Origin of the sequence: Paenibacillus cucumis (ex Kampfer et al. 2016), assembly GCF_019748695.1 — a bacterium.
In the GTDB taxonomy this organism is placed as follows: Bacteria; Bacillota; Bacilli; order Paenibacillales; family Paenibacillaceae; genus Paenibacillus; species Paenibacillus polysaccharolyticus.
Map to the genome: position 1 here is coordinate 200,813 of NZ_JACLIC010000023.1, position 20,877 is coordinate 221,689.

The following is a 20,877-nucleotide window of genomic DNA, read 5'->3' on the forward strand; positions in this document are numbered from 1 at the left end:
CTTGGAAGAGGAGGGGGCCTGAGGCTTTGTGGAGCGTTATTATGCCTAAAAGTCAAATTCCGGTTCTCAAGGAGAATCGCCCAAAAGGAAACACAAGCCGTAAGATTGTAATTATCCTATTATTATTATTTATTGCATTGCTGGCTGTATTATTCTTTCGTTCTTCTGTAAGTCGCATATCAGCGATCGAAATTACGGGTAATGTATACACGGCCACTGCGGATTTACTTGAAAAGAGTGGTTTGAGGGAAGGCGATCAGTTTTTTGGAACAAGTGCTACTGAAATCATAGAACGTCTTAAAACGATTAAAGCTGTCTCAACAGTTACTGTGGACAAGCAATTTCCGGGTACGATTCATATCAAGGTTCAGGAGTTTCCTACAGTCGCTTATGAACTGGACACAACCGGGGCGCTTAAAGCCATATTGTCTAATGGGACAAGCCTGAATGTTCCGCCAACGATCGGTGTTGCTGTAGAGAAGCCGATTCTGACACAATGGAAACCGAATGATCCGCTCAAGGCAAAGCTGAGTGAGGCGCTGGCTCAAATTCCAAATGAACTGACAACGGACATATCCGAAATTATTCCGAATCCGACACCCTCTTTTCCGGATCAGATTCGCATGTACACCAAATCACAGTTTGAAGTGATTACAACGATATCGCTGTTAACGGATAAAGTGGAGTATTTGAATCAGGTGATCGAGACCGAACGACCTGGTAAAATTACGATGCTTGAGGCGGATACGTATGTCCCGTTTGTACCGGATAATCCTGAGGATGACGCTGAGCCGGGAGCAGGGCAATGATGCATGTTGCTGATTGGCGGTTTATTGCGTAAAAGTGTAGACAGGATCGGGCTTTAGCACCGGTTGATGTGTGAAACTTGTTCTTTCTGAGATGAAGAAAAAATGGTACACTTGAACTTACGGCACATGAGTTGCCTCCTTCTTTTTTCTTCAAAGTTTTATGTTTCACATCCAGAACTTGGCACCCAAAAAAATTGTAGAAAAAAGAGGGAAAGCCTAAGCTGTGTTGAATATGTTTTAATGTGTGTTTAAACCCGAACGTATTTTACTATTGGAGTCAGGAGGTGCCACAGACTTGAGCAACAATGACATCATTGTTAGTTTGGACATCGGTACATCCAAAATTCGCGCTATTATTGGGGAAATTAATAATGGAACCTTTAATATTATTGGAGTTGGATCTGCCGACTCGGAAGGAATTCGCAAAGGTGTAATCGTAGATATCGATCAGACGGTGCAGTCGATTCGCAATGCAGTCGATCATGCAGAACGTATGGTAGGTATTCAAATATCCGAAGTATATGTTGGAATCTCAGGCAATCACATCGGACTGATGAGCAGTCACGGTGTGGTGGCAGTATCGAACGAAGATCGTGAGATCGGAGAAGAAGACATGGAGCGGGTGTTGAAAGCAGCCGAAGTCATTGCGGTTCCGCCCGAACGGGAAATTATTGATGTTGTCGCCAAGCAATATGTTGTAGACGGCTTGGAAGGCATACAAGACCCGCGTGGTATGATTGGTGTTCGCCTGGAAGTTGAAGCAACCATCATTACGGGTGCTAAAACCGCGATACATAATCTGTTGCGCTGCGTGGAAAAAGCGGGATTAAAAGTGAGCGACCTGGTCCTCATGTCACTCGGAGCAGGTCAACTCGCCCTGTCCAAGGATGAGAAAACGATGGGCTCTGTGCTCGTGGATATCGGAGCAGGAGCAACAACCATTGCTATCTTTGAAGAGGATAGCCTAGTTGCGACTTCAACACTGCCAATCGGCGGGGAATTTGTAACCAATGATATTGCTTATGGTTTGCGTACTTTGACCGATCAAGCGGAGAAAGTTAAGCTGAAATATGGCTGTGCCTGGCTTGATGATGCTGCCGCAGATGTGATGTTCAAAGTGACGCGCATCGGCAGCAACGTGGACAAGGAGTTTTCCCAGGAAGATCTGGCGGCTATTATTGAGCCTAGGGTTCAGGAGATATTCCAGATGATCGGCACAGAGGTCAAACGCCTTGGTTACAACGAGCTTCCTGGTGGTTATATACTAACGGGAGGTACGGTCTCTATGCCTGGTGTTCTGCAAGTGGCACAGCATGAACTTGCTGCTTCGGTGCGTGTCGCCGTTCCGGATTACATTGGTGTGCGTGACCCTGGATATACAAGCGGCGTTGGTATTTTACACAATGTTATTCGCAGTTTGCGTATCAGGCCCTCGAGCAGCAATGGCGGTAACAACAACACTAATAGCAAGAAACCGACGAACCGTCCGAAGCCAAATACGGCACAGGAATCGGAGCAAAAACCCGGTCTGTTCGAACGACTGAAGAATATGTTCAGTGAATTTATATAACAGGTTGGATCCATTTCATACATTCTTGAAGCCGTCTGAATGCGCTGGTACTAAAATAAACGCTTTCGTTCGTCGATATATGAAATTGATTCGGTTCAAATCAAAAATTGGACGGGCCATCCATGCACATTGAGGGGGAGATGGAATAATATGTTGGAATTTGATTTTGAGATGGAGAGCTTGGCTCAGATTAAAGTCATCGGGGTAGGCGGCGGCGGAAGCAACGCTGTAAACCGAATGATTGAAAATGGTGTACAAGGTGTTGAATTTATTACGGTGAACACGGATGCTCAGGCATTACACCTGGCAAAATCCGAGCATAAATTGCAAATCGGTGATAAATTAACTCGTGGTCTTGGTGCAGGTGCCAATCCGGATGTAGGTAAAAAAGCAGCGGAAGAGTCCCGCGACCTGATCATGAACACGTTGAAAGGTGCAGACATGGTCTTTGTTACAGCCGGTATGGGCGGTGGTACAGGTACAGGTGCAGCTCCTGTGATCGCTGAAATTGCCAAAGAGTGTGGCGCCCTTACTGTAGGTGTGGTGACACGTCCCTTCACTTTTGAAGGCCGCAAGCGTTCCAGCCATGCAGAACAAGGCATTGAAGCACTTAAGGAAAAAGTGGATACACTGATCGTCATCCCGAATGACCGTTTGCTTGAGATCGTAGATAAAAAGACGCCGATGCTGGAAGCATTCCGCCAAGCAGATAACGTATTGCGTCAAGCGGTACAGGGTATCTCCGATCTGATCGCAGTACCTGGTTTGATCAACCTTGACTTTGCAGATGTCAAAACGATCATGCACGAGCGTGGATCTGCGCTTATGGGGATCGGTGAAGCGACTGGAGAGAACCGTGCAGCCGAAGCGGCACGCAAAGCTATCATGAGTCCCTTGCTTGAAACTTCCATTGAAGGCGCACGCGGCGTAATCATGAACATCACAGGTGGCGTGAATCTGTCCCTGTATGAAGTGAACGAAGCGGCGGAGATCGTAACGTCGGCTTCCGATCCGGAAGTGAATATGATCTTTGGTGCGATTATTGACGAAGATCTGAAAGAGGAGATCAAGGTTACGGTCATCGCCACTGGATTTGAGGATAAACCTTCTGCTCCGCCAGTACGTAAACCTGCTACAGCATCAGAGCCGGCAGAGACACGTTCACCGAATCTTCGTCCATTCGGAAATCAGCCAAGCAATGATCAGTTGGACATTCCGACATTTTTACGTAATCGTTCCCGCAACAATAACAACGAATAATCAGGTAGTATTATACTTGGAAAACCCGGTGCTGCTTTTGCAGTTGCCGGGTTTTTTGCTGTTTTTTTATATAGTTTAACATACAGGAATGAACAAATTCTGAACAACTCGGCTGCGTCATTCCGACAAAAATAGTTGAAGACAAGCTCCCACATTTAGACAGACTTTGAACAGGAGGCTACGTATACTTGGGAATATGCTCATGAATATCGAGACGATAAAGCATTTAGGTTAATTCAATCCGAAGCATTTAGGTTGATTCAATCTGAAGCGTTCAGGGCGATTCAATCTAAAAGCATGTGAGATTCGTTGTAACCTTTCGTTTCGATAGGTTGGATGCAGGCAGGTGAAGAGCGTGGTTGTGTATGTCGATCTGATCTTTCTAACAAATCTATGCATGGATGGAGCGCTCATTGGACTGACGGCCTGGATGCGCCAAACGAAGCTGGTCTGGTGGAGATGGCTGCTATCGGCTATCGTTGGGGCGTTATACGTCGTGATGATGTTTGTACCACAGTTTGATTTCCTGTTCACGTTTTTGATCAAGTTTGGTTTTTCTCTTGTGATGTTGAGTATCGCGTTTGGATATAAGGGACTGCAAGCTTTTCTGAGGACGCTGGGTACATTTTACGTTATTAATTTTGTGGCGGCTGGAGGCATCCTGGGTGTGCATTATATGCTTCAGAATTCAGGAGAACTGTTCAATGGCATCTGGTTCACAGCATCTGGGGGTATGTCGTTTGATCTGAAGATTGCATTCTGGTTCACTTTCATTGTATTCTTCGCGGTGCTCATTTTATTCAAAATTGTGCAAGGAGCCAAACGTAAATCAGATCGCATGACCACTTACCTTGGTCAAGTCGAGGTTTGCATCGATGAGGTTGTTGTGTCTTGTACAGGCCTTTTGGATACAGGTAATCAGCTCACAGACCCTTTATCACGGATGCCGGTGATGGTTATGGAGGTTTCATTGTGGCAAACGATGCTGCCTGATTCATGGAACAGTAGACTGAAACACGAATCACCGGAAAATCTCATCATGGAACTAGATCAGAAACATTTTCGCTGGCAGGATCGTCTGCGATTGGTTCCTTATCGGGGGATTAATAAAGGAACAGCATTTATGATGGCGGTCAAGCCCGATCGGGTTAAAGTGACAATGGACGGAACAGATTATGTGACGACAAAAGTTCTGATTGGACTGGATGGGGGCATTTTGTCCTCGGATGGGAAATATCAGGCCGTGATTCATCCTGAACTGGTGCAAGAAGCTGCTTCTGCGCAGTCTAAGGCTCAATCCGCAGAACCCACAGAAAAGCCGCTGAATGTGGTATAGGAGGAACCTACATGCTTGTGAAATGGAAATTGGTTGCCCAGCTACAATATTATCGTCTGTTATTCCTGTTTGGGCTGAAAAGTGAAGAGATCTATTACATTGGGGGAAGTGAGGCACTTCCACCTCCATTGACACGGGAAGAAGAGGAGTACTTGCTACAGAAGTTATCTTCAGGGGATTCGGCGATCCGAGCCATGTTAATTGAGCGTAATCTGCGTTTGGTGGTATACATTGCACGTAAGTTCGAGAACACAGGTATTAACATCGAGGATCTGGTATCTATAGGTGCAATTGGACTAATCAAAGCTGTAAATACCTTTGATCCGGAAAAGAAAATAAAGCTCGCAACTTACGCTTCGCGCTGTATCGAAAATGAAATTTTGATGTATCTGCGGCGTAACAGTAAAATTCGTACTGAAGTTTCTTTTGATGAACCACTGAACATTGACTGGGATGGAAATGAGCTTTTATTATCCGATGTACTCGGTACAGAAAACGATACAATCTATCGAAATATTGAGGAACAAGTAGATCGAAAGTTACTGCATAAGGCGCTGGAAAAACTGACCGATCGCGAGCGAATGATTATGGAGCTTCGTTTTGGCTTGACGGATGGTGAGGAAAAGACGCAGAAAGATGTGGCAGATCTGCTTGGAATCTCCCAATCCTATATCTCCAGACTTGAAAAAAGAATCATTAAGAGGCTGCGAAAAGAGTTCAACAAAATGGTCTGATCCAGTGGGGAAAGAAGAATGGGTATTACTGGCAAGGGTTCCAACGACGAATAAAAAAGCCTGCCCCGGAGATAATGTACATTAATGTTTCTCCTTGGGAGGTAAATCACGATGACCCGAAACAAAGTCGAGATTTGTGGCGTGGACACCGCAAAGTTGCCTGTTCTCACCAATATTGAAATGCGGGAATTATTTCATTCCCTTCAGCAGCACCATGATCGCTCAGCAAGAGAGAAATTGGTGAATGGCAATCTGCGTCTGGTACTCAGTGTCATTCAGCGTTTTAACAATCGGGGGGAGTTTGTCGATGATCTGTTCCAGGTTGGATGTATCGGCCTGATGAAAGCCATTGATAATTTTGATTTATCCCAGAATGTCAAATTTTCGACCTATGCAGTACCGATGATTATCGGTGAGATTCGCAGGTATCTGCGTGACAATAATCCGATTCGGGTATCCCGTTCCCTACGGGATATTGCCTATAAGGCGCTTCAGGTTCGTGACAGCTTGACGAATAAAAATTCACGCGAACCGACGATATTTGAAATTTCGGAGGCACTGAATGTGCCGAAGGAAGATGTTGTTTTTGCACTGGATGCCATTCAAGATCCGGTATCGCTGTTTGAGCCGATTTATCACGATGGGGGAGACCCGATCTACGTGATGGATCAGATCAGTGATGACAAAAACAAGGATGTGTCCTGGATTGAGGAGATTGCATTGCGGGAAGCGATGCACCGTCTCGGTCAACGGGAAAAGATGATTTTGTCGATGCGCTTTTTCGAAGGGAAAACCCAGATGGAAGTTGCAGATGAAATCGGGATATCTCAGGCTCAGGTTTCACGTCTGGAGAAATCAGCTATACAGCAGATGCAGAAACATGTAAAGTCGTAGGATGACATTAGACAAGAAAGGCGATCAGTCGGAGAACCATTCCATTGATCGTCTTTTTTACGTAAAAGGAAAGGAAGCCCCCTAGTCCAGTGTAATCTTGGCCGAGTTGGCTATTGTAACAAACAAGCGAAAAACAGGACATTTTTCGCCTACAGAACATATATTGGTATAGAGGCATGCTGAACGGACAGATGAGCTGTAAACAGGGGGCGGGTAGAATGAGAGTAAACACAAATGAGTCAACGTCACGAGGTATGAAAATCTCCGATTTTCAAACAAAGGATGTCATAAATATTACGGATGGCAAACGTCTTGGCCAGATCAGTGACCTGGAACTGGATCTTAAACAGGGGCGAATCGAAGCCATTGTTGTTCCAGGATATAGCCGTTTTATGGGGTTGTTTGGAGGAGGGACAGATCTGATTATACCTTGGAGAAATATCGTAAAGATTGGCTCGGATGTCATTTTGGTTAAAATGGATGAGGTGAAAGAACAAGCTTATGATGAGCGTGAGCGAGAAGCAAGATTATATGATGAGCAGCAACAGGGCCGCACGGAGCGTACCGAACGATTGGAACGGCTGGATCGGAGTCAACGGAGAACGATATAAATGAGACAGAATGCACCCGCATTTGGTAAACTGGAAGTTGTGAGGTGATGAAGAATGGAACCCTTTGTATTGAACAAAAATGTCATGAAGGATATAGAAGAGAAAACGTATCATGGTGATCAAGATCCGCTGTTATTATATATTGAACCTTGGAAACGGTTGTTTGAGCGGTTAACGGTGGGATTTACAACCAGACATGGCGGCGTTGGTCAAGAACCGTACGCTACCCTTAATTGTGCGTATCACGTTGGAGATGATGCGGAGGCAGTGCTCCGTAATCGCCGTTTGCTGACGGAGAAGCTTGCTTTTCCGCTGGAAGCATGGACTTGTGGAGAACAGGTGCATGGTAAAGCGGTGGCTGTCATTACAGCTAAAGACAAAGGCAGAGGACTGCTGGATCGTCAATCGGCATTGCAGGATACGGACGGACTGGTTACCGATGTGCCTGGTGTACTGCTGACTTCGTTTTATGCTGACTGCGTTCCCTTATATTTCTATGATCCGGTGAATCAGGCTGTAGGTCTTGCTCATGCAGGATGGAAAGGGACTGTGGCGGGTATTGCCGTCTCTGTGGTGGAAACGATGGAGCGGGAGTATGGCAGCCGGAGAGAGGACATTCGTGCGGCTATTGGTCCCTCCATTGGGGATTGCTGTTATGAAGTGGATGAGGCTGTTATGCGGCATGTTCGGGTTTGGCTGGATGAACCTCAGGGTAATGATGAATACAAGCATTCTGCTTCAAAGCGCATATATACACCTGTTGCGAACGGAAAAACGATGTTAAACTTGAAAGAATGTAATCGACACATTATGATGAAAGCAGGAATATTGCCGGATCATATCGAATGTACAACATGGTGTACAAGTTGTCATCCCGAACTATTTTTTTCCTATCGTAAGGAAAATGGGGTAACGGGGAGAATGGCAAGCTGGATTGGGCTGGAAGAGAGGTGACCCTCTGTGTCATTGGAGGAGCGTATACAACAAGTGAATCAGAAGATTGAAGATGCGTGTAAGCGCAGTAACCGCCCTTTTGAGGATGTAAATGTGATTGCGGTCACGAAATATGTCTCATTGCAAACGACGGGTGCTGTGCTGGATCATGGTCTTGAGCATATTGGAGAAAATCGCTGGCAGGATGCACAGGCGAAATGGGAAGCCTTTGGTCAGAAAGGCACGTGGCATTTTATTGGTCATTTGCAGACGAACAAGGTGAAAGACGTCATCGGCAAGTTTGCGTACATCCATTCACTGGATCGATTGTCACTTGCCAAAGAGCTGGATAAAAAAGCTGCTTCACTTGGAATTAAGGTGAACGCGTTTATGCAGGTGAACATTTCAGGTGAAGAGAGCAAGTATGGTCTGCAACCTGAACAGGCAAGTTCTTTTCTGAAGGATATTCAATCGTTCAACAACCTTAAGGTCATTGGTCTGATGACAATGGCGCCTCATGAGGAAGATCCAGAGTTGACGCGTCCTGTATTTCGAGGTTTGCGTGAGCTGAGAGATGATTTGAATGGACAAGCATTGACAGCTGGGCCCATTACCGAGTTGTCTATGGGCATGTCCAACGATTTCGAAGTGGCCATTGAAGAAGGAGCAACCTGGGTGCGGCTTGGATCAATTCTCGTAGGAAAAGAGGAGGGAACACGATGGGCGTAATGAATAAATTTATGAATTTCCTGGGACTTCAGGAAGAGGAAGAGATTGTAGAGCGGGAGCGTCTTGCTGCACAGGAAGAACACGAACCTGAACAGCAGGAAAATGAAACCTCTGCACTTGATAAACGTAGAAACCAAAGGGGTAATAATGTGGTTAGCATTCATTCCCAGAAAAATGTAAAAGTTGTCCTTTATGAGCCTCGTTCTTATGACGAAGCACAAGAGATTGCCGACCATCTGCGGTCGCATCGTACCGTTGTTGTGAATCTGCAACGAATCCGTCAGGATCAGGCTTTACGTGTTATTGATTTTCTAAGCGGTACGGTATATGCATTAGGCGGCGGTATATCTAAAATTGGCGGCAACATTTTTCTCTGTACGCCAGATACGGTTGAAATTCAGGGAACCATTACGGAGATACTGGCTGACAGCGAGCAAGATTATAACAGAATGAGGTGAGCCTTTTTTGTATCAGATGATTGAAGGTATATTGGGTACGCTATACCAGATTTATTTTTACATGGTTATTGTCTACATATTGATGTCATGGCTTCCCAATGCACGGGAGAGCTTCATCGGTGAATTGTTAGGCAAATTTGTAGAGCCTTACTTAAGTCCTTTCCGCCGGTTTATTCCGCCTCTGTTCGGTGTGCTTGATATTTCCCCGATTGTCGCGTTGCTTGTTCTTCGACTGGCGCTGGTTGGGTTACTCTCTATAGTTCAGTATTTGACATTTTAAGTTAGGGTGACATAGATGAGCGGTGATATGTACGAACATTTTAGCCATGATGAACGGGACTTTGTAGATAAAGCCAACGATTGGGTTGAACGGGCGAGCAAGGTTCATGATATGAAGCTCACCGATTTCCTTGATCCAAGACAGGTGTTTATTCTGCAATCCTTGGTCAATCGTAGCCAAGACGTTCAGGTTCGTTTCGATGGCGGATATGAAGCTGCTGAACGTAAGCGTGCATTGATTGCTCCTGATTATCGTTATCTGGATGAAGAAGATATGGGGATGCAGGTCCTCAGCATTACGTCTGACGATCAGAAAATCTCGGAACTGGAGCATGGGGACTATATGGGTTCCCTGCTCGGTCTCGGGATGAAACGAGGCAAGATTGGAGATATTCAAGTGCTGGAGGATGGCTGCCATACTGTAGTGGCAGCAGAGACCGGCGCTTTTTTATCGCTTCAATTGAATCAGGTGCATCGGTTGCACGTATTTACAGAACTACTGCCATTGAATCAGATGAAATGGTCTGCGACGAAATTGGACACTATAGATATTACCGTTGCCTCGATGCGACTGGATGGTATCTGTGCAGATGTGCACCGATTAAGCCGTAGCAAAATACTGATTCCAATTAAAGCAGGACGCTGTAAAGTGAACTGGAAAGTGGTGGAAGATCCCTCAAAGCCGCTTAAGGCAGGAGATGTGGTATCCATTCAAGGATTTGGTCGTTTTAAGGTGCTTGAACAGGAAGGAATGACCAAAAAGGGACGTTGCCGGGTAAAGATCGGTAAATTTGCTTGATGTTATTGCAGGATAATCCGAATTCTTGTCGAAATGTTAAACGTAAAGGTAAAAAAATATCCGGTGTTTCCGATATACATTAAAGTACAAGATGTGGATCTCTGCAGATCGTGAAAGCAGATTCTGCTATTTCGTAAAAAGTTACCAGTTCAGGTTTCTTTCTTACGGCCCCTTGGGTGGAACCCATATGCTGCAAACCTTCTCTATTGTGAGAAGGAATTTTTACAGGAGGTGGACAGCATGCCATTAACGCCGCTGGACATACATAACAAGGAATTCTCCCGACGCTTGCGTGGGTATGACGAGGATGAAGTCAATGAATTCCTGGATCAAGTCATCAAAGATTACGAAGGCGTCATTCGCGAGAACAAGGAGCTGAGCAATCAGTTGCTGTCCGTTCAGGAGAAGCTGGATCATTTTGCTACCATCGAGGAGACTCTTAGCAAAACGATCATCATTGCGCAGGAAGCTGCTGACGATGTGAAGAATAACGCGAAGAAGGAAGCTCAGTTAATTGTGAAGGAAGCAGAGAAAAATGCAGACCGAATCGTTAACGAAGCGCTTGGCAAGTCCCGTAAGATTGCTTTGGAAGTGGAAGAACTGAAGAAGCAGGCATCCATCTATCGTGCGCGTTTCCGTACGCTCGTTGAAGCTCAGCTTGAATTGCTGACACAGGATGGCTGGGAAGCACTGGAGAGCCGTGAGCAGGAAGTGCGTGACCGTGAGCGGGAGATGAAAGAGATTTATTAGTCTGCCGCCCGGTTGACTTTTGCGGGTAAAGAAGCTATAACTATATTCATATTGAATAGTGATTCCATGACGGGCTCAGTACGTTATGATCTCATCCCTCAGAGAGTTGGTGTCTGGTGCAAACCAACGGATGAGTTATAGCCGAATATCCTCCCGGAGAAGTGACGCTGAAGCGGTGAATGCATTGCCGTGTGTAAGCTGAACCGTAAGCCGTACGTTATAACGGTACCCTGCAGTAGTTTAGCGGGGCTTAAGCGCTGTTGATGACAGAGCATACTCGGGGTAACCTGAATGTGGTTTGTGATGAACAGAATTAGGGTGGTAACGCGAGATGAACCTCGTCCCTTTCCAGGGACGAGGTTTTTTTGTGTTCTAAAACGGTGAGCGGAATCTATGAGCTACGATGGTGTATGTTTAATGTTTTACAATCGATTCATCTTAACAACAGAAAGGAAGTCGAACAGCATGCAACGAGTTGATGTCAAAGAAAAAGCACGTGCAAGAGAACTGCGTGTGTTAGATAAATGGAAAACGGAGAATACGTTTAAACGCTCCATTGAGAACCGGGAAGGCAAGCCGAACTTCGTATTTTATGAAGGCCCACCTACAGCCAATGGTAAACCACATATCGGTCACGTGCTTGGTCGTGTAATTAAAGACTTTGTTGGACGTTACAATACGATGAAGGGTTATCGCGTTGTGCGTAAAGCGGGATGGGATACACACGGCTTACCTGTAGAGCTCGGAGTTCAGAAAAAATTGGGTATCTCCCACAAGTGGGAAATCGAAGATTATGGCGTGGAAAAGTTTATCAACGAATGTAAAGCAAGTGTTTTTGAATACGAGCAGCAATGGCGTGATTTGACGGAAGGGATCGGATACTGGACGGATATGAACAATCCGTACATCACTCTTGACAACAACTACATCGAAAGTGTGTGGAACATCCTAGCGACGATCCATGAGAAAGGTTTGTTGTACCGCGGTCACCGCGTAAGTCCATACTGCCCTTCTTGCCAAACAACATTGAGTTCGCATGAAGTTGCACAAGGATACAAGGACGTTAAAGATTTGAGTGCGACGGCAAAATTCAAGCTGGATGACAGTGGCGAATTCGTACTGGCCTGGACGACGACCCCTTGGACATTGCCTTCTCACGTTGCACTTGCTGTAAACCCGGCAATGGACTACTCTCGTGTACGTCAAAATGATGAAGTGTATATCATGGCGACGAACTTGGTGGAGAAAGTTATGAAAGATAGCAAAGGCGATTATGAGATCATTGGTGCACTGAAAGGTGCAGACTTGGTAGGTAAAACGTACAGCCCGCCATTTAACTACGTAGAGGCCGAGAAAACCAACATCATTCTGGGGGCAGGATTTGTTACAGACGCAAGTGGTACGGGTATTGTTCACATGGCTCCTGCACATGGTGAAGATGACTACCGTGTCTGCCGTGAGAATGGCATCAGTTTTGTGAACATGGTTGACCTGGAAGGCAAGTTTGTAGCACAAGTTACTGATTTTGCAGGTCGTTTCGTGAAGGACTGCGACATCGACATTGTGAGATACTTGTCTGAGCATGGCCGTCTGTTCAGTAAAGAGAAATATGAGCACAGCTACCCGTTCTGCTGGCGGTGTGATACTCCACTTCTCTACTATGCTATGGACAGCTGGTTTATCCAAACAACAGCAATCAAGGATCAGTTGATTGCAAACAATAGTGAAGTGGAATGGTATCCGGGTCATGTGCGTGAAGGACGATTTGGGAAGTTCCTTGAGGATCTCGTGGACTGGAATATCAGCCGTGACCGTTACTGGGGAACACCGCTTAACATCTGGGTGTGTGAAGAGACAGGCGAACAGTTTGCTCCTCATAGCATTGCTGAGTTACGTGCGCGTGCGGTAGGCAATGTGCCGGAAAACCTCGAGTTGCATAAGCCGTATGTAGATGAAGTGAAGGTGCTCAGCTCTTGCGGCAAATACGAAATGAAGCGTACACCTGAAGTCATCGATGTATGGTTCGACAGCGGCTCCATGCCGTTTGCGCAGCAACATTATCCTTTTGAAAATAAAGAAGTGTTTGAGCAGCAATATCCTGCAGATATGATCTGTGAAGGGATTGACCAAACGCGCGGCTGGTTCTACAGCCTGCTCGCGGTATCTACACTTTTGACAGGCACAGCGCCTTATAAAGCTGTTATGGCAACAGGACACGTACTGGACGAAAATGGCCAAAAGATGTCCAAATCCAAAGGTAATGTTATCGATCCTTGGGAAGTTATCGAGGAGTACGGTACGGACGCATTCCGCTGGGCGTTGTTGTCTGACAGTGCACCGTGGAACAGCAAACGTTTCTCCAAAGGCATCGTAGGAGAAGCGAAGTCCAAAATGGTGGATACGCTGGTGAACACTCATGCATTCCTGACGCTGTACGCAACGATCGATGGATTCGATCCACAGGAACATCCATTCCAAGTGTCTGCTCACAAATTAGATCGCTGGATTCTGTCCAGATTGAACAGCCTGATCCTTGTGGTAGAAAAAGCATTGTCCGTGAACGACTACCTGAACTCTTCCAAAGCGATCGAAGCCTTTGTAGATGAGCTCAGTAACTGGTATATCCGCCGTTCCCGTGATCGCTTCTGGGGAAGTGGTTTGACAGAGGATAAACTGGATGCGTATCGTACCCTTACCGAAGTGCTCGTGACTACAGCGAAGCTGGTTGCGCCATTCACTCCAATGCTGGCTGAGGATATTTACCTCAACCTGACAACGGGCGAAAGTGTGCATATGGATGACTATCCTGTAGCGAATGAAGCATTAATCGATGCGGCTTTGGAGCAAGATATGGAAACAGCTCGCCGCGTTGTTGAGCTTGCTCGTAACGTTCGTAACGAGACTGGTATCAAAACTCGTCAGCCATTGTCCGAGTTGATCGTATCCCTTGACAAAGGCTTTGATCTGGCAAGTTATGAAGAGATCATCAAGGAAGAGATCAACGTCAAAGGAATTCGTACAGAGCATAACGATGCCGAGTTTGTTGATTTCACACTCAAGCTGAACCTTAAAGTCGCGGGTAAAAAATACGGCAAAAACGTAGGTTTCCTGCAAAACTTGTTCAAAGGCATGACGGCGGATGAGACCCGTAAAGTGGTAGCGGAAGGTGCATTTAACGTCGTTTCTCCGGAAGGCGAGGAACTACAGGTGACGGATGAGGAGTTGCTGGTTGAGAAACAGGCTAAATCGGGCTTTGCTTCTGCATCCGGTTATGGTTTGACGGTAGCCCTCAACACAGAGATCACAACGGCGCTGGAGCAAGAAGGCTGGGTTCGTGAAGTGGTTCGTGCGGTACAGGATACTCGTAAACGTCTGGATCTGCCAATCGAGAAAAGAGTGCGCCTGACGCTGGATGTGGATGCCGATCTTCAAGCAGCTATTGAAGCATTTGACGATGTTCTGCGTGAAAATGTACTGGTGACTGACGTGACATTTGGTAAAGTGGATGGCATGGAGCAAGTAGAAGCCGGAAACAAAGGCATCGGAATCTTTATTGAAGCGTAATGAACAAGGATAAATAAGGTTAAAATAAATGAGCCGCAGTTAAGGAAGGAAGTTATTCCTGAAGCTGGGCTCATTTGTTTTTGTTTGTTTTTCCACAGATCGGGCAATGATTAAATTGTGCAGTTCTTTTTAAAAAAGTAACACGTTCGTTTGATCTATATTGATGCAAGGATTGGAGCGAAACATGAGCAAACAGGATAAGTCAGCTGAGTCCAGTGCAACAGAAACAGCGGAAATAGCTAAGGTGGACACACCGCATGATAAAATTGAAGAATTACATACGTTAACCAACCGTCTTGCCAATGAGTTGGAGCGTTCACGTATTGCCCAATATACGGAATTGCTAAATCGGCCGTGGAAGCTAATTGGGCTGAATCTCTTGTCCGGTGCAGCCAGAGGTGTAGGAATTGCCATCGGATTTACTTTTTTCGCGGCCACCATTATCTATGTGTTACAGGTTCTTGGTGCATTAAACCTCCCTATCGTCGGAGATTATATTGCTGATATTGTACGAATCGTACAAAGGCAGCTTGATATGAACACGTATTGAAAAATAAGGCCTTTAGATGGCTCACCTATACACTCAATGCGTGTCATCATCCTCTGAGTCGGGTTCAAGTAATCCTAAGCCCTCACCCTTCTCCAGGTATTGTCGGTACTGACGATTACGTACAATCGAAACATCGTGACCGTAAATATCTGTTGCGACAAAGCTTTCGTAAGCCTCAACAAAGCCGTCCAGCTCTTCCGTAGCTTCAATAGCCATCACATCATAGCTGTCGATATCACCGTTTTCCGCCATTGCCGGGGAATTCGAGTTGCCCCAACTCTCCACGATCTGCCAAGCGTCTTCGCCGTCAAAACCATTCTGATCATCCCGCTCGTCCAGACTGGTACGTCCAAATGATGGGGCGAGGAACTCTTCTTCCACAGGCCGATTTTCGGAAACGACAGTTTCCGGTTGATGCTTTTTACAGTACTTTGTATATGGAACGGCCTCCATACGCTCGTAAGGGATCGGTTGCCGGCAGACAGCGCATGTACCGTAATGACCTTCTTCAATCGAGTGCAAGGCGGAATCAATACGTTCGAGTTGAAATTCATCATGCTCCAGCAAGGAGATATCTTTTTCTCGTTCATATACCTCTGTGGCAAGATCACCAGGATGATTATCAATCGGCGACAGTTCACCTGTTTGTAGTTTTAATGAGTCTCCAAGGCCGTAGTGTTCGTTCTCTGACAACCGGTGTTCGATATCCCGTTTATCCGACAAGAGCTGGGAACGCAATGATTGCATTTGCTCGGTTGTAAAATGTGACATGGCTTTCCCCTTTCTATTCCATTTGGAATCCGGTTTTTTCTCCATTCTAGGATGTGCCTTTTGGAGCAGGATTACAGAAGGCAAATGTTATCGGTTTTTCCAATCCGCCTGAGCCAATATTGTTTCGCAAGGTTGCCACGTCATGGACGATCTCTGAATAGCTGTGCTACAATAAATAAGTCTGGCGAATGCTTGGTATCGCTGGAAAAGACAAGAACGGAGTGACAACAAACGTGGTGTATTATATCCTTGCTTTTATCGTATTTCTAGTGGATCAGGGAACAAAGTATCTGATTGCTACCCGGATGGAGCTTAGAGAAGAAATTCCGGTCATTGGTAATTTTTTTGTCATCACTTCCCATCGAAATTCAGGTGCAGCGTTTGGTATCCTGCAGGATCAACGCTGGTTCTTTATTGTGGTGACCATTATTGTGGTTGTCGCCTTGATTTGGTATTTGCAAAAAGTAAAAGATACCCCGCACAAATTGCTACCAGTAGCGCTTAGCCTAGTGCTTGGAGGAGCGATCGGTAACTTCCTTGACCGTGCGTTGACGGGGGAAGTTGTAGACTTTGTGCAGCTTAATTTTGGGAGTTACACGTTTCCGATTTTCAACATTGCTGACTCGGCCATCTGTATCGGGGTAGCTTTGATTATTGTGGAGACATTATTGGAAGGACGTCGTGAAAAAGCGGCCGCGAAGATTGAAGGGAATGAGCATCATGAGTAATTTGAATGAGGAACAACGCAATAACGATGAGCAATTTAATGGCGAGGAACGTATGGAATGGATCGTTGGCGCTGAACATAAGAAGGAACGTGTGGATAAATATATTACAGATGCTGTAGATAACGTGTCTCGCTCGCAAGTGCAACTATGGATTGCAGATGGTGCAGTTACAGTCAATGGTGCTCTGGTGAAGTCCAATGCGAAGCTGTCAGAAGGAGATCAGATCGTATTACAGATTCCCGAGCCTGCTGCGGTGGAGATTATTGCGGAAGATATCCCGCTTGAAGTGGTTTATGAAGACAGTGATCTGATTGTCATTAACAAACAACGTGGACTGGTCGTACATCCTGCACCGGGGCATACATCAGGAACACTTGTGAACGCTCTAATGTACCATTGCAAGGATCTTTCCGGTATTAACGGAGAACTGCGTCCAGGGATCGTACATCGGATTGACAAGGATACGTCAGGCTTGATTATGGCGGCCAAAAACGACCGGGCGCATGCTTCACTAGCTGCCCAGTTGAAGGAGCACAGTGTGAACAGGCGTTATATTGCACTCGTTCATGGGCATCTCAGTCATGATCAAGGTACCATCGATGCACCGATCGGACGGGACACGAATGATCGTAAAATGTACACAGTCACCGAACGTAACAGCAAACATGCAGTGACTCATTTTACAGTGACGGAGCGCATCAACGATTATACCTTGCTCGAGTTAAAGCTCGAAACAGGGCGTACCCATCAGATCCGGGTGCATATGAAATTTATCGGTCATCCTCTTGTTGGTGATCCGACGTACGGGCGGAACAAAGGTATCAAAATGAATGGACAGGCTCTGCATGCGGCAACACTTGGTTTTGTGCATCCTTCCACAGGAGAATACATGGAATTCAGTGCACCGATTCCGCAGGATATGGAAGATGTACTCGCTTCGCTGAGAAGCCGCTGACCTTTGAAGAAAGTACAAATGTTCGGATATTTTGTCCATGGTGTTGAATGCTCAAATGCTTCATATTAAAACATGAGAAATTTGCGTCAAAATGAGGAGATGAACACATTATGAGTATCGATAAATATCAGGAAACGTATATCCAAACTAATTTTGCCGACCGTATCGGCGGCTCCAACTATGGTAAAGACACGAACATCTATAAATTCGAAAAAATCAAACGTGCGAAAGCTTCGGCCAAAAAAGACTTTCCCGATGTCGAACTGATTGACCTTGGGGTTGGTGAACCCGACGAGATGGCTGACGCAGGCATCGTTGCTGCACTTGCTGCAGAAGCGGCTAAACCAGAGAACCGCGGGTATGCCGATAATGGTATTCCTGAATTCAAGACAGCCGCAGCTGCTTACCTGAAAAACGTATTTAACGTGGATGGTATTGATGCGGATACAGAAATCGTACATTCCATCGGTTCCAAACCGGCTTTGGCAATGTTACCTTCTTGCTTCATTAATCCAGGTGATGTAACGATTATGACTGTGCCTGGTTATCCTGTAATGGGCACACACACGAAATATTTGGGTGGAGAAGTATTCAATATTCAATTGACCAAAGAGAACAACTTCTTGCCTGATCTGACAGCTATTCCTGAAGATATCGCTAAACGTGCAAAATTGCTTTATCTGAACTATCCAAATAACCCGACTGGTGCAAGTGCAACAGTGGAGTTCTTTACAGAGGTCGTTGAATGGGCGAAAAAATACAATGTCGTTGTTGTGCACGATGCTCCATATGCAGCATTGACGTATGATGGCAAAAAGCCTTTCAGCTTCCTTTCTGTACCGGGTGCCAAAGATGTAGGTGTGGAACTGCATTCCCTCTCCAAATCTTACAACATGACAGGATGGAGAATTGGCTTCGTAGCCGGTAATCCTCTCGTTGTCAAAGCATTCAGTGATGTGAAGGACAACAACGATTCCGGTCAATTCATCGCGATTCAGAAGGCAGCGGCTTACGGATTGAATCATCCTGAAATTACGGAGAAAATTGCAGAAAAGTATTCCCGCCGTCACGATATGCTGGTTGCAGCACTCAACGAGCTAGGCTTCCAAGCGGAGAAACCAAAAGGTTCTTTCTTCCTTTATGTTGAAGCACCAAAAGGTGTGGTCGGTGGACGTCGCTTCGAGTCAGGAGAAGACTTCTCTCAATTCCTGATTCGTGAGAAGCTGATTTCATCCGTGCCTTGGGATGATGCAGGTAACTTTGTTCGTTTCTCCGTTACATTCATTGCGAGTGGCGAAGAAGAAGAGAAACGTGTTATTGCTGAAATCAAACGTCGTCTGAGTGACGTAGAGTTTGAATTTTAATTCAAACATGCGTTAATATAGACTATAAAGAGTAAAAAGAGACCGGAAACGGTCTCTTTTTATGTCAAAATATATCCTTTATCCTCTTTACAAAAATAACCAAGCAACTTATGATTAAGTCTTTACGTTATTTGTATAGACTAATCCGTTAGAATTGTTGTTGAAGGGAGTTATTGCTATTGTTTTCATCACGGCAAGATACCGCGTCTTCTGCTGTAGGTAATGCTGGAACCGTTTCTGGTTTATTTAAATTGCTAAGGCCAAAACAGTGGACAAAAAATTTGCTGTTATTTGCAGCATTGTTATTTTCATTTGAGGAAATCCGAACGGAGACCATTGTTTCAACAGTGATTGGCTTTCTGTTATTTAGCCTTGTTGCAGGATGTGTGTATATACTGAACGACTATGTAGATCGGGAACGGGATAGGCAACATCCGACTAAGCAATTCCGTCCAATCGCTTCAGGGCAGGTTAATCCTACACATGCAATAGTATTCGGAATGGCTCTCCTTGTGTTTTCCTTGGGAGCTGCTTTTGTGATGAATCCGTTGTTCGGTGTATTGTGCATTGTGTATTTCCTACTGAACGTATCTTATTCTTTTGTACTGAAACATCTCGTTATTCTGGATATGATGACCATTGCGGCAGGTTTTGTGCTTCGTGCAATTGCTGGTGGTGTATTGATTCATGTGCCGTTCACCCCTTGGTTTCTGATTTGCACGATGTTGTTATCGCTGTTCCTTGCGATTGGTAAACGGAGAAATGAACTTACATTGCTCGAAGGCAACACAGGATCACATCGTAAAGTGCTGGATAATTACTCGATAACGTTATTGGATCAGTTCAACACGATCGTCACGACAGCAACCATCATCAGTTATTCACTGTTCACCTTTACGTCAGATCGCACTATTCATCTGATGTGGACCATTCCACTGGTGATTTATGGAATGTTCCGGTATTTGTATCTTATCCATATGAAAAATCAGGGCGGATCACCGGACCGGGTTTTATTCGAGGACAAGCCTATCCTGATTACGGTTATTTTGTATGTAGTGAGTGTGATTACGATTTTTGCCATTTTCGAATGATCATAGAGAGATTTAGTATAGAGGGGGATCAGGGTGAAACGAACGAAGGTTGCGATCTTTGATATCGATAAAACGATTATACGCAGTGACTCCATGTTTCAATTTGTATTTTATAGTGTGCGACGTTATCCTTGGCAAGTATGGCGTCTGCCTGTCATTGCATTTCATACCTTCCTATTCAAAGCGGGTATTATGACGGTTGAACGAGTTAAACGTTCCTATTTTCAAGAAATCAAACGTATGTCTGAAAAAGACCTGGAGCATTTTTTCGATACCCACCTCCGAACTTCCATATTTACGGAGGCGAGTGTAGAGATGCAACATCGGAAGGAAGCTGGATATCACGTGTTGCTCGTAACGGCTTCTCCGCATGCGTATATGAAGTATTTCAAAAATTTCCCTTGGGTCGATCATGTGATCGGAACCGAACTTGTTCGTCATGAGAATGGTTATACCTGCACCATTGAAGGTGCCAATTGTAAGGGAGAAGAAAAGGTACGCCGGATTCAAGCTTATTTGGCCGAGAAAAACATGGAAATTGATTATGAGCAATCCTGCTCCTACTCCGATTCTTTATCTGATCTTCCCGTCATGCAGCTTGTGCGTCAGCGGTATTTTGTAAATAAACGTGTTCCTGAGATGGAGGCGTTAACGTGGGGGAAATAGGTTCACGTCACACCGGCAAATGGTTG

Annotated in this window: 21 protein-coding genes and 1 other annotated feature; of the genes, 20 read left to right on the forward strand and 1 reads right to left on the reverse strand. The window is 45.4% G+C overall.

What is annotated here, in order from left to right:
• Nucleotides 1-41 precede the first annotated feature (41 nt).
• The 15 genes from H7T88_RS14180 (at nt 42) to H7T88_RS14250 (ending at nt 15,276) form a co-directional block, all read left to right on the forward strand.
• The gene (locus H7T88_RS14180; RefSeq protein ID WP_090923799.1) at nt 42-809 is read left to right on the forward strand and encodes a cell division protein FtsQ/DivIB; all 768 of its coding nucleotides are present in this window, start codon (nt 42-44) and stop codon (nt 807-809) included.
• A gap of 295 nt (nt 810-1,104) precedes the next feature.
• Nucleotides 1,105-2,379 carry a cell division protein FtsA gene (gene ftsA / locus H7T88_RS14185; RefSeq protein WP_090923752.1) on the forward strand — a complete coding sequence of 425 codons (1,275 nt, stop codon included), beginning with the start codon at nt 1,105-1,107 and terminating at the stop codon, nt 2,377-2,379.
• A 150-nt stretch (nt 2,380-2,529) separates the two neighbouring features.
• Nucleotides 2,530-3,639 (forward strand): cell division protein FtsZ, encoded by a 1,110-nt coding sequence (ftsZ, locus tag H7T88_RS14190; RefSeq protein ID WP_090923751.1) that lies wholly within the window; start codon nt 2,530-2,532, stop codon nt 3,637-3,639.
• Between the two features lie 355 nt (nt 3,640-3,994).
• Nucleotides 3,995-4,975, forward strand: coding sequence for a sigma-E processing peptidase SpoIIGA (gene spoIIGA, locus H7T88_RS14195; protein ID WP_154958063.1), 981 nt, complete (start codon nt 3,995-3,997; stop codon nt 4,973-4,975).
• A gap of 11 nt (nt 4,976-4,986) precedes the next feature.
• Nucleotides 4,987-5,709 carry an RNA polymerase sporulation sigma factor SigE gene (gene sigE / locus H7T88_RS14200; protein WP_090923750.1) on the forward strand — a complete coding sequence of 241 codons (723 nt, stop codon included), beginning with the start codon at nt 4,987-4,989 and terminating at the stop codon, nt 5,707-5,709.
• Nucleotides 5,710-5,820: 111 nt separating this feature from the next.
• The gene (sigG, locus tag H7T88_RS14205) at nt 5,821-6,603 is read left to right on the forward strand and encodes an RNA polymerase sporulation sigma factor SigG (protein WP_110898501.1); all 783 of its coding nucleotides are present in this window, start codon (nt 5,821-5,823) and stop codon (nt 6,601-6,603) included.
• Nucleotides 6,604-6,821: 218 nt separating this feature from the next.
• A complete protein-coding gene (locus tag H7T88_RS14210) occupies nt 6,822-7,214 on the forward strand; it encodes a YlmC/YmxH family sporulation protein (protein WP_260510909.1) in 393 nt (130 codons plus the stop codon).
• 54 nt (nt 7,215-7,268) lie between these two features.
• The gene (gene pgeF / locus H7T88_RS14215; RefSeq protein ID WP_221788966.1) at nt 7,269-8,168 is read left to right on the forward strand and encodes a peptidoglycan editing factor PgeF; all 900 of its coding nucleotides are present in this window, start codon (nt 7,269-7,271) and stop codon (nt 8,166-8,168) included.
• A 6-nt stretch (nt 8,169-8,174) separates the two neighbouring features.
• A complete protein-coding gene (locus tag H7T88_RS14220) occupies nt 8,175-8,876 on the forward strand; it encodes a YggS family pyridoxal phosphate-dependent enzyme (RefSeq protein ID WP_221788968.1) in 702 nt (233 codons plus the stop codon).
• The gene (locus H7T88_RS14225; RefSeq protein WP_090923746.1) at nt 8,867-9,334 is read left to right on the forward strand and encodes a cell division protein SepF; all 468 of its coding nucleotides are present in this window, start codon (nt 8,867-8,869) and stop codon (nt 9,332-9,334) included. Before H7T88_RS14220 ends, H7T88_RS14225 begins: the two co-directional genes overlap by 10 nt.
• Nucleotides 9,335-9,350: 16 nt before the next feature.
• Nucleotides 9,351-9,614 (forward strand): YggT family protein, encoded by a 264-nt coding sequence (locus H7T88_RS14230; RefSeq protein WP_090923796.1) that lies wholly within the window; start codon nt 9,351-9,353, stop codon nt 9,612-9,614.
• A gap of 15 nt (nt 9,615-9,629) precedes the next feature.
• A complete protein-coding gene (locus H7T88_RS14235; protein ID WP_154888129.1) occupies nt 9,630-10,412 on the forward strand; it encodes a YlmH family RNA-binding protein in 783 nt (260 codons plus the stop codon).
• A 240-nt stretch (nt 10,413-10,652) separates the two neighbouring features.
• Nucleotides 10,653-11,162, forward strand: coding sequence for a DivIVA domain-containing protein (locus H7T88_RS14240; RefSeq protein ID WP_090923744.1), 510 nt, complete (start codon nt 10,653-10,655; stop codon nt 11,160-11,162).
• A gap of 57 nt (nt 11,163-11,219) precedes the next feature.
• Nucleotides 11,220-11,511, forward strand: a binding site (T-box leader).
• Nucleotides 11,512-11,627: 116 nt separating this feature from the next.
• On the forward strand, nt 11,628-14,726 hold the full coding sequence (ileS, locus tag H7T88_RS14245) for an isoleucine--tRNA ligase (RefSeq protein WP_221788970.1): 3,099 nt from the start codon (nt 11,628-11,630) through the stop codon (nt 14,724-14,726).
• Nucleotides 14,727-14,910: 184 nt separating this feature from the next.
• Nucleotides 14,911-15,276, forward strand: a complete 366-nt coding sequence (locus H7T88_RS14250; RefSeq protein ID WP_221788972.1) for a DUF5665 domain-containing protein — start codon at nt 14,911-14,913, stop codon at nt 15,274-15,276.
• Nucleotides 15,277-15,309: 33 nt separating this feature from the next.
• Here H7T88_RS14250 and H7T88_RS14255 read toward each other — a convergent pair whose 3' ends face one another.
• Nucleotides 15,310-16,047: a TraR/DksA C4-type zinc finger protein gene (locus H7T88_RS14255; RefSeq protein WP_221788974.1), complete on the reverse strand. Its 738-nt coding sequence runs from the start codon at nt 16,045-16,047 to the stop codon at nt 15,310-15,312.
• A gap of 233 nt (nt 16,048-16,280) precedes the next feature.
• Here H7T88_RS14255 and lspA point away from each other — a divergent pair, with 233 nt between their 5' ends.
• The 5 genes from lspA to H7T88_RS14280 all read left to right on the forward strand — a co-directional run bounded on the left by lspA (nt 16,281) and on the right by H7T88_RS14280 (nt 20,851).
• Complete coding sequence (gene lspA / locus H7T88_RS14260; protein WP_090923795.1) at nt 16,281-16,775, forward strand: signal peptidase II; 495 nt, start codon at nt 16,281-16,283, stop codon at nt 16,773-16,775.
• Nucleotides 16,776-16,827: 52 nt separating this feature from the next.
• Nucleotides 16,828-17,730, forward strand: coding sequence for an RluA family pseudouridine synthase (locus H7T88_RS14265; RefSeq protein ID WP_260510938.1), 903 nt, complete (start codon nt 16,828-16,830; stop codon nt 17,728-17,730).
• A 110-nt stretch (nt 17,731-17,840) separates the two neighbouring features.
• Nucleotides 17,841-19,094 (forward strand): LL-diaminopimelate aminotransferase, encoded by a 1,254-nt coding sequence (locus H7T88_RS14270; RefSeq protein ID WP_090923739.1) that lies wholly within the window; start codon nt 17,841-17,843, stop codon nt 19,092-19,094.
• Nucleotides 19,095-19,273: 179 nt separating this feature from the next.
• On the forward strand, nt 19,274-20,185 hold the full coding sequence (locus H7T88_RS14275; protein ID WP_154888140.1) for a decaprenyl-phosphate phosphoribosyltransferase: 912 nt from the start codon (nt 19,274-19,276) through the stop codon (nt 20,183-20,185).
• A gap of 33 nt (nt 20,186-20,218) precedes the next feature.
• The gene (locus H7T88_RS14280) at nt 20,219-20,851 is read left to right on the forward strand and encodes an HAD family hydrolase (RefSeq protein ID WP_154957753.1); all 633 of its coding nucleotides are present in this window, start codon (nt 20,219-20,221) and stop codon (nt 20,849-20,851) included.
• Nucleotides 20,852-20,877: the final 26 nt, after the last annotated feature.